Genomic DNA, 8778 nt, shown 5'->3' with positions numbered 1-8778 from the left:
AAGTATAGCCAATTCCAACCCGGAGCCCACAACTATATTTATCTGGCATTATTAGCGGTAATAGCAGATCTGCACCCTAAGTTTTGGAAGTTGAAGGCCCGATGGAATCACGGACACGCTATTGTATGAAACGTCAAACAGTTCGATATTTGGCAGGCCGTTAACCGGCACTATGGAGGTGATCGCATTCTCCCTGATACGAAGCTCCTTCAAGCTGGTCATGCCAGAGAGCGCGGCAAAGCTCGTTATGCCGTTTCGGATGAGCGAGAGAGACTGGAGGTTGGGTAGCGCGGCGAGCGGTCCAATGTTCGAGATTGCGTTGTTATTCAGCGTAAGCTCGGTCAACTGACTCATGAACGCCAGTGGCGAGACATCCGATAGGTGATTGTTTTCCATAAGAAGTCGCTTGATCGACGTATTCATCGCGAGGGGGCCGAGATCGTACACTTCATTGGAGCTGATGTAGGCGGTAGTCAGGTTGGGGAGACTCGCCAGCGGTGTGAGGTCGGTGATGAGATTCCGATTGAAGTTGACCGAGGTGAGGTCGGTACAATACTCGAGTCCGCTGAGATCTTGAATAGCGCTGTTCGTCGCGGTGAGGGAAGTGAAACCCACGCCTACCACATCAGATACCCAGATGGGCCCCAATGGAAGATTTATGGCGCTGCGCACCGCCGCTTCCAGATTGGGGTCGGCAAATACCACAAGCCCCGGGTAATCGCCAGGATCGTTGGGATCACGCCCATCGTTCACTTCCGCGCCGTCGTTGTGGCCGTCGTTGTCGGAGTCCGCGTCGGTTGGATCGGTCTGATTCTCAAACTCTTCCGCGTTGGTCAGGCCATCGTTGTCGAAATCCTCCTGACCGTTCTGATTCAGGTTGCCAAAGTGCTCAATTTCCCAGGCATCGAGCAGGCCGTCATTGTCGCTGTCCGTGACAACCGGTGGGGTGTGGTCTTCCAGCGCGCCCATGTCCACTTCCGGGCCCTGGGGGCGTGGGGCGCCATTGAGGTCGTCGAGGACGTTGATCCAGCCACTGATGCCCGCGTCGAGGGCGGGAGAGTTGCTTGCCAGGCCGAAGAAACCAAGTTGCGGCTTTAGGAAGAGCGGGTCAACATTGATCACGCCCTGGGCGGGGTCGGCGGGCTCAAATTCCAGGCAGGAGGCCAGCATAGTGAAAGGGGAGTCGGAGGCGTCATCAATGTTCGTCGCGCCGTTGTCGTAGGCAATGGTATTGAGCGCCAGCGAGAAGGCCTGGCCCCCGAAAACGCCGCCGCCCTGGGGTGCGCTGTTTTTCGCAACGGTCGTGTGGGTCAGGGAGACGCGGTAGCCGTCGTGGTAGATGCCACCGCCCGTGGTGCCCGAATTGTTGTCGTTCAGCAGGCAGTTGGTGAACTCAGTCGTCGAAGTGCCTTCGTAGCAATAGCCCGCGCCCGCATCGGTGGCCGTGTTGTTCTGAAAGGTGGTTCGGAAGAATTCGGTCTTGCCGCCCTTGTCATACATGCCGCCGCCGACACCCGCCGTGTTACCGTCGAAAACACAGCGTTCGAGCACCAGAAAGTTCGCGTCGGAGTAGACGCCGCCGCCGCCGTAGACCGCGGAATTGTTCTGAAAGACCACACCCGAAAACGCCGGAACGAGATCCAAGCCCGCTTGTTCAGCAATTTCCGTGTCGTAGAGCGACCTGCCCGCAAAGAGGAGTGCGGGAGATTTGTAGTTGAAAACGCCGCCGCCGTGCAGCGCGGCATGATTGTTCTCGAAACGGCAGTTGGCGACGAGGGGAGCGGATTGATCGTTGTAAAGTCCACCGCCGAATTCGACCGTGTGACCACGCCGGACCGTGAAGCCATCGAGCGTGGCGCCCCCATAGGGAATGCCCGAACTGAAGACGCACCGGCGCACGTTCTGCCCGTCGATAATGGTGGGGTGGTCTTGCCAATCGCGCGCTTCGCGAAGGGATTCGACGCCGCTGAAGCCGCCGTAGACATGTACACCTTCGAGAAGAATGAGGGAAGTGTCGCCCGCCGCCGCGCCGCCGCTGTCGATGGGGTTGCCCGCCGATCCGGTGTAGGTTCCCTCGGCGACCCACACTTCGCCGCCGCCCGCCTGATGGGCGGCCTGAACGGCATCGCGAATAGAGGAAAACGCCGAAGCCCAACTCGCGCCATTGGGATTGGGGGAAGTGGAATCATCGTCAACCCGGTAGACTTCGGCGTGGGCCCCCGCAACGCACAGAAACAGCAGCAGCATACCGTTTAACGACTTCATTGTTCCCCTCCGGAGAAAGCCCACATGTTGAATTTGCCCAATGTAACGCCCCAATGATAGCAGATCAACGGGCTGTTGACTAGTACGAATTTTGTGGCAATATATAGTTGACAAGCATATTTATAGTGTGGTCCTCTCGGGTGCACAGATCGCCACATGAATCAGGCGTTATCGCTTGCAAATTCGGAGGGCGTGCGGTATAGTTTTGCTTGGAACGCTGGTATCGCGCAACTCGTTTTTGAGTAAACGGGGGAGGTCGGGCTTGGGGAATTCACATCGTATACGCCTTCAATGTGGCGCCTTCAATCTCCTTTCATCTGGTGTTTCATATTTTCGCGCGCGCCGCGCACCTGCAATCACACCCTTCCCTTCCCTTAAATCGTTTCAGAGGCTTTGTCATGCCCCGTCGTAAGAATGTGCTGCGCTTTACACTCTCTTTCATGGCCCTGTGCGCCGTCGCCACCACCGCTTTTGCGCTGGCGGGCAAGATCTGGCGCTACGACTTAACTCAGGTCTATCAGGACTATGATCACATCAATGATTGTCGGTATCGCCTGCAAATGGCGAACTGGGCCATCCGAGAATATCAGGACAATTCAAGTGGTGAGAAGTATCCGACGCTCTCCAATGTTCCGGGCACCCTGATGTTTGGTGATGCCGCCGCGATTGCCGAATTCGACAGCACCTTCCTGCAATACACGAGTCCCGTACAGACCTTCATGTGCCCGGCGCCGCTTCGCGAAGCCCCGGCTTCGCTCTATGACGACACCTACTATGGATACACCGGCTTCATTCTTCGCAACGATCAGGACGTGGAAGCGTTTGCGGGTGCCTATGCGGCCCAGATTTCTGCTGGCGGCAATTTTGACGTAAACTACTTGATGGCGGCGTCGAGCTACGGCGACAGGATCTACCGAATGCGCGAAGGCGTTGAGCGATTCCTGATTACGGACATCAACAATGCAGGGGCTTCGCAAGCGATTACCTCGACGATCCCCGTAATCTGGGACTGGCCGAACAACCACGGCGAAGGTTGGGGCGGAAACGTCCTTTATATGGACGGCCACGTGGAGTGGGTGGAGTATCCTGGAAAGTTTCCGATGACGGAGGCCAGCATGACCATCCTGGCGACGCTGGCGGGGCACACCGCGCCGACCGCCTGGAACAACAACGGACCCTTTGCGGACTATCCCTACGCCTCGGGGGCAGGCGGATATATTTCGCAGGCGCGCAGCAAGCTTTACAATCTGGGTAACGCCATCCTCGAATTCGCTTACTCGGATTCGGGCTTATTCTATCCTGCGTTGAGCGCCGACCCGAGCAAGTTGATGCTGCGCGCCTCGGAGATCTATCCCGAATTTACCGTGGATCGAAATCTGGTCAATTCACCCGGGGTGGAACAGCCCACACCACCGCCGTTCTTCGATGACAACGATTTTGTCTACCTCGGTTATATGCTGCTCAACGACGACGACGTCACGCATTTCGCGGAGGCTTATAATGAGGAGCTGGGCGCGGGGGGAGATTTTTCCTCGGACCTGGAGCATGAATCCAGTTACGGCGGTCAGATTTTGCGCCTGCGAGACGGCGTTCAGCGTTTTCTCATTACGGACATTAATGATCCCGGTGGATACTATCAGCTTCCACAAGAGATTCCCATAGCCATTGAATGGCCGGATAATTACCGAGGGCTGTCGGGCGGGAACGTACTGTACCTGGATGGTCATGTGGAATGGCACGACTATCCCGGCGAGTTCCCCATGTCTGAGTCCACGATCACCACGTTGCGCGAACTTGCGCAGGTTCCCGAGAAAACCGCCTGGGCACCGGATTTTGGTTGGAGTGCTCCCGTGGGGCCGGATCCCTATGGGGCGGTTAGAAATTGCAACCGGAACATCTTTTCCGCAGGTTACGCCACGCTAAGATATGCCTATGGAGACTATATCCAGGGACTGTATCCGCCACTGCCAGCGGAGCCCGGTCGGTTGATGTACGGTCCCGAGCTCTATCCTGCCGAACTCAGCGATCCGAGAGATCTGGTGTGCCCCGGCACGGGTGTGGAGATTCCGAATCCATTGTTCGACGACCAGCACTACGCTTATCTGGGCTATGCGCTGATGAACGACAGTGACGTGCAGGCCTTCGCAGCGGCCTATCCCGCGCTGGCGAATGGAATCGGGTTCGGTGCGGATATTGAAACGCCTTCCAGTTACGGTGAGGCCATCTTGCGCCTCCGCGAGGGCGTGGTAAATTCCTTTGTAATACCGCCGGGTACGCCTCTCCAGGAGCAGATTACCGAGTACGACGTACCGGTGATGATCGAGTGGCCGGGCAATCACGAAGGGCGTACCGGCGGACACGTTTACTACATGGACGGCCACGTGGAATGGCACGACTATCCCGGCGAATTTCCGATGACCACGGCGACGATCACCACCCTCGGCGCTATCGCCGGGTGGACGCCCACCACCTCGTGGAAGCAGATGAATTACTTTATGGAGAATGACCCGTACAACCAGGTGTTGTGCTCGAACAATTTGAATGCCGTGAGCAACATGCTGCGACTGCATTCCTATTTGTCGCCGTCGTATCGATACACACCGCTGTCGGGCACGCCCAATAACCTCATGTTTGACAATGAATCGTTTATCACCCATCATCTAGACGACTTGCGGCGCACCAATTGCCCCGGCTCGTGGGCGGCGTATCACCAGCCCTCGGCAACGGACCACAGCTACATGTATCTCGGCTATGCGGTCTTCGATCAGCCCTCGCTGGAGCGCTTCGCGACGGCCTATCCCGCGGCGCTTGGGGCTGGCGGAGACTTTACGGTGGATCTGGAGGCAAACGGGCAGCCCGTGCGCAGGCTTCGCTATGGCGTTGCATATGAATATGATTCGGACACGCTGGAGCCTTTTCCCGTCGTTTTTGGCGAACAGGATATTCCCGTGTTGATCGAATGGCCGGATAACCACGGTAACTTGCGTGGCGGCCATGTGACGTACTTGGACGGCAGTATCGAGTGGATCGAGTATCCCGGCAAATTCCCCATGACCGAGGAGGCCATGGAGGTTCTCACGGAACTGGCCGGTCGCGAGCCGATACGCGCGGAGCAGCCCGCAACGGCTGAACCCAGCCGCCTGGACCAGTTGCTGAATCAGGGTGGGGTGAATTCTCGCCGGTAGACGGCGGTTAATTGTGACAATGACGTCAAGGACGCGTCGGGTCAATGAGACCGGACGCGTCCGTGTTTTTTGGTGCGTCAGCGTGCGGAAGCGGGACTGCCAGACCACCGCAGCAACAGAATTTCTTGTCGCGTGTAGGTTATTGCAGATCGCACTTGAATCCGTCGATCCGACGTCTTCTGCATCTTGATTTCGTTCCCAATTCGCGCATGCCCCCTCAAATGTAGTATTCTTTCCGCCCCAACCCGAGTCATCCGCCTCGCTTCGCGCGCGGGCGTTCATCTCTTAAACGAGCGAGGAATTCCCCCGTGTCCGCTCCCCGAAAAATCATGTGTATTGGCCTCGACGGGGCCACCTGGAACATCCTGCGCCCCCGCATGGAAGCCGGGCAAATGCCCAACCTGAAGCGCCTCTGCGAAGGCGGTGCCGTGGGCGAGTTGGATTCCATTTTTCCGCCTGAAACCCCCGCGGCCTGGCCCTCGTTCATGACCGGTAAGAACCCGGGAAAGCACGGTGTCTTCGACTTCCTAGTCTATGATCCCGAGAAGAAGCGTGAACGGCCCGTGAATTCCAAGGTCCGCGACGGCAAAACCATCTGGGACTACCTCACCGAGGCGGGTAAGACCTCGCTGGTGCTCAACGTGCCCACGTCCTACCCCGTGAAGCCCATCCAGGGTGCCATGATCAGCGGATTCCTCACGCCCGCCGGTGCCACGGACTGGGCCCACCCCCGCGAACTGGTGGAAGAGCTCGTGGGTGAATATGGCCGCTATCCCCACTTCTTCGAGACCATGTCCTTTGTATGTGCGCACTCGGAGAAAAACGCCACCCTGTTCCTCGACGAACTCGAGTTCATGGACCGCACCAAGTTCGAGGTCTGCGAAAAGCTTTTTGATCGGCACCAGCCCGACTTCACCATGCTGCACATCTGGGGCACGGACCGCCTCCAGCATGAGCTCTGGCACTGGTTTGACCCGACCCATCCGAAATACGACGCGGCCATGGCGGCCAAATTCGGCCCCCGGATTGATGCGTACTACACCCTCTGCGATACCTACATTGGCCGTCTGGCCGAAAAAGTGGGGGAGGACGGCCTCACCTTCGTCATTTCCGATCACGGATTCGGTCCTACCCACTATTTCATCGATCTGAACAGTTGGCTGCTTAAAGAAGGCTTTATCGTGCTGAAAAACACGCCGAAGGTCCGCTTCAAGAAGCTGCTGTGGGATCTGGGCGTCACGCCGCAGAACGCCACCCGCCTGGTCTACCCCTTCCTGAAATTCGCCATGAAGCTCAAGGCCACCGCCCCCGAAGCCACGCTACAGAAGTCTTCCGGCTCCCTGCGCATCCCCGGCATGCTCGACTTGAACCGCGATGTCGACTGGGCGAAGACCCGGGCCTATGCGCCCTTTGGTTGGAGCGGCATTTTCATTAACTCGGAGGGCATCCGCCCCCACGGCTCCGTGCCGGAATCGGAATATGAAACCGTGCGCGACGCCATTGTGGCGCGTCTGGAGCACTTGAAGAATCCCGTGACCGGCGAGTGTGTGGCCCATCCGATCCACCTGAAAAAAGACATGTACAAAGGCCCCTATACCCCCTGGGGTCCCGACATCATGCCCCTTCCGCTGGAGAAGAAGCACATGCCCGTGTGTTTCTTCGGGTTCCAGTCTAAAGAGCCGGTTTATCCGAACAATACCCTCTATGGCAACCACCTCATGGAGGGTATCGTCATGGCCAACGGCAACGGCGCCCGCCCCGGCGGCGAGACCCACGCCTGTCTGATCGATATGGCCCCCACGATCCTGTATCTGCTCGGTCTGCCCGTTCCCGACGACATGGACGGGCGCGTGATCGAGGAAATCATCGATCCCGCCGTGCTCACGGCAAATCCCATTACCCTGCTGGACACCACCGGCTCCAGCAGCACGACGGGCGGCGGTCTGACCGACGACGAGGAAGAGGAATTGCGGGCGCGCCTCGAAGGCCTGGGCTACCTGTAAGGTAAAGTTTACATTTGAGGCGTGCGGTCCGTCTCGGATCAGAACGTTCACCCTCCGGCTCCGGCCCTCCCGGAGCCCTTCTGCTTTCAGTCACATTTGGGTCATTTTTGTCCGCTCGTATTACTGTAGAAAATTCTTGCCTAAATAGAGAATATTGCGGGTGCCTTTGGTGTTTCTACGAATGCGTGGTACGATAGCAATGGCAACAGTGAACGATCTTGACAGGAATTGGGCAGATGAAGTGTGTCTTTCAACATTTTCGCGCGCTCCTGCGACCAGACGACGGGATGACCCTCCTGGAAGTCACCTTCGCATCCGGCATTCTCGCCATGGCCCTTTCACTCCTGTTCGGGTCCCTCATCAGCATCACCCTCGTTGCGCGAATCAACGAGGATCGGGCCCTTGCGGACACGGAGCTTTCCAGCGTCATGGAAAAGGTCGGTCGCATGCCTTTGGAAACTTTGCTGGTCTATCAGCCACCCAGCCCGGCGCGGCCGGGCGTGAAACGGGCCATATCGCTCGTGTGCTTTGATCGCGAGGGCGCCCCGGTAAACCTCCCGCTGCCGCAAGAAGACGGCGAAGCCGCAGAATTACCCGACCTTCCCAACCCCCTGGAAGTGCAGGCGGTATTGCTGTGGAGCGCGCCAAACGGTCACGTATTTCAGTCAACCGCCACGACCCTGGTGCCCCACTGATATGGCGGCCAGCAACATCGACCGCGAAAATGGCTTCACTCTGGTCGAACTCACGGTCGCCGTGGCGATTCTTGTGGTGCTCATGGGGGTGCTTTTCTCCCTATCCCTGGGCATTGGCGATACGGCGGCCATCCAGGACCTGAAAATCAGGGGAAACGATGAGGCGCGTCGGGGCCTCCTCGCCGTCGCGCCCCGCCTCCGCCAGGCCGTCCGGGAAACCATCAATCTGGAGCAGATGCCGACGGACATACTGACTTTTCGCATGCCGGAGGATCTCGACGGCAATGGCCTCGCGGTGAACGGCGCGAATGCCCTGGAGCTCGGCCCTGAAGTAGAGATCCGGCGCGATAAGCACGATCAGAACAAGGACGGGATGTCCCAGTCCCAGTTGATCATGATCAGCGGCGAGTCGATTCGCGTACTGGCCAACGGCCTCTCACCGGCCCCGGGACCAACACCCTCTCCGGCATCGGCAAAAGGGACGGCACAGTCCGCCGAAAACACGGCGGGATTCTGGGTCGCGGAGGAAGAAGGCGGCATCCGGGTGACCATCCGGACCCTGAGCACCTCCCGCCGGGGCCACGAGATTCTTCAGGAATTCAACCAACTCATCGCACCGAGGAACTGAGC

At 58.2% G+C, this 8778-nt stretch carries 5 protein-coding genes; 4 read left to right on the top strand and 1 reads right to left on the bottom strand.

Translation table 11 applies throughout. The features are described from left to right. Positions 1-51: 51 nt before the first annotated feature. Positions 52-2265 (bottom strand): leucine-rich repeat domain-containing protein, encoded by a 2214-nt coding sequence (locus JNK74_11860; GenBank protein MBL7646873.1) that lies wholly within the window; start codon positions 2263-2265, stop codon positions 52-54. Positions 2266-2663: 398 nt separating this feature from the next. On the opposite strand from JNK74_11860, the gene JNK74_11855 reads away from it, so the two are divergent. The 4 genes from JNK74_11855 (at position 2664) to JNK74_11840 (ending at position 8776) form a co-directional block, all read left to right on the top strand. After that, positions 2664-5450 carry a hypothetical protein gene (locus tag JNK74_11855; protein MBL7646872.1) on the top strand — a complete coding sequence of 929 codons (2787 nt, stop codon included), beginning with the start codon at positions 2664-2666 and terminating at the stop codon, positions 5448-5450. 308 nt (positions 5451-5758) lie between these two features. Beyond that, entirely contained in the window at positions 5759-7453 is a 1695-nt protein-coding gene (locus tag JNK74_11850) for an alkaline phosphatase family protein (protein ID MBL7646871.1), read from the top strand. Positions 7454-7689: 236 nt separating this feature from the next. After that, entirely contained in the window at positions 7690-8148 is a 459-nt protein-coding gene (locus tag JNK74_11845; protein MBL7646870.1) for a hypothetical protein, read from the top strand. A 1-nt stretch (position 8149) separates the two neighbouring features. Beyond that, positions 8150-8776, top strand: a complete 627-nt coding sequence (locus JNK74_11840; protein ID MBL7646869.1) for a prepilin-type N-terminal cleavage/methylation domain-containing protein — start codon at positions 8150-8152, stop codon at positions 8774-8776. Positions 8777-8778 lie beyond the last annotated feature (2 nt).

It is taken from the genome of Candidatus Hydrogenedentota bacterium (genome assembly GCA_016791475.1).
Taxonomy (GTDB): domain Bacteria; phylum Hydrogenedentota; class Hydrogenedentia; order Hydrogenedentales; family JAEUWI01; genus JAEUWI01.
Note: the sequence above shows the minus strand (reverse complement) of the source record. Positions and strands in the feature narration are given on the sequence as shown.

Excerpts from the sequence above, each read along its gene's own strand:
- JNK74_11860 (MBL7646873.1), bottom strand. The coding sequence starts at position 2,265 with ATGAAGTCGTTAAACGGTATGCTGCTGCTGTTTCTGTGCGTTGCGGGG.
- JNK74_11855 (MBL7646872.1), top strand. The coding sequence starts at position 2,664 with ATGCCCCGTCGTAAGAATGTGCTGCGCTTTACACTCTCTTTCATGGCC.
- JNK74_11845 (MBL7646870.1), top strand. The coding sequence starts at position 7,690 with ATGAAGTGTGTCTTTCAACATTTTCGCGCGCTCCTGCGACCAGACGAC.
- JNK74_11840 (MBL7646869.1), top strand. The coding sequence starts at position 8,150 with ATGGCGGCCAGCAACATCGACCGCGAAAATGGCTTCACTCTGGTCGAA.